Source organism: Robertmurraya korlensis, from assembly GCF_023715225.1.
In the GTDB taxonomy this organism is placed as follows: domain Bacteria; phylum Bacillota; class Bacilli; order Bacillales; family Cytobacillaceae; genus Robertmurraya_A.
Genome location: NZ_JAMBNS010000056.1, coordinates 1 through 542 on the forward strand (window position 1 = coordinate 1; position 542 = coordinate 542).

Sequence of the window (542 nt, forward strand, 5' to 3'; positions counted from 1 at the left end):
TCCCGTCCTTCATCGGCTCCTAGTGCCAAGGCATCCACCGTGCGCCCTTTCTAACTTAACCTACGGTTAAAAAGTTTCTCTAATAAATTAGAGAGAAAACTAAAATGGCGATTACTCGGTATTTCTTGGTTTTCTTCATATATCATTATCTAGTTTTCAAAGAACAATTTTTGGTGGAGCCTAGCGGGATCGAACCGCTGACCTCCTGCGTGCAAGGCAGGCGCTCTCCCAGCTGAGCTAAGGCCCCATTAAGTTTGTATGGTGGGCCTAAATGGACTCGAACCATCGACCTCACGCTTATCAGGCGTGCGCTCTAACCAGCTGAGCTATAGGCCCATACAACAGAAAAAAAGAACTTACTATTTATATATGAGAGTTTGCTCTCTCAAAACTAAACAAATCATATCATCAACGATGTTAGCTTCGACCGAAGGTCGTAAGCCTCAATTTTCCTTAGAAAGGAGGTGATCCAGCCGCACCTTCCGATACGGCTACCTTGTTACGACTTCACCCCAATCATCTGTCCCACCTTAGGCGGCTGG

General features: G+C 45.9%; 2 tRNA genes and 1 rRNA gene. All 3 read right to left on the reverse strand.

The annotated features are described in order from the left end of the window. Nucleotides 1–171: 171 nt before the first annotated feature. A tRNA-Ala gene (locus M3175_RS24090) sits at nt 172–247 on the reverse strand. A 12-nt stretch (nt 248–259) separates the two neighbouring features. Beyond that, nucleotides 260–336, reverse strand: a tRNA-Ile gene (locus M3175_RS24095). Nucleotides 337–457: 121 nt separating this feature from the next. Then, nucleotides 458–542 (reverse strand): 16S ribosomal RNA (locus M3175_RS24100); the annotation flags it as partial.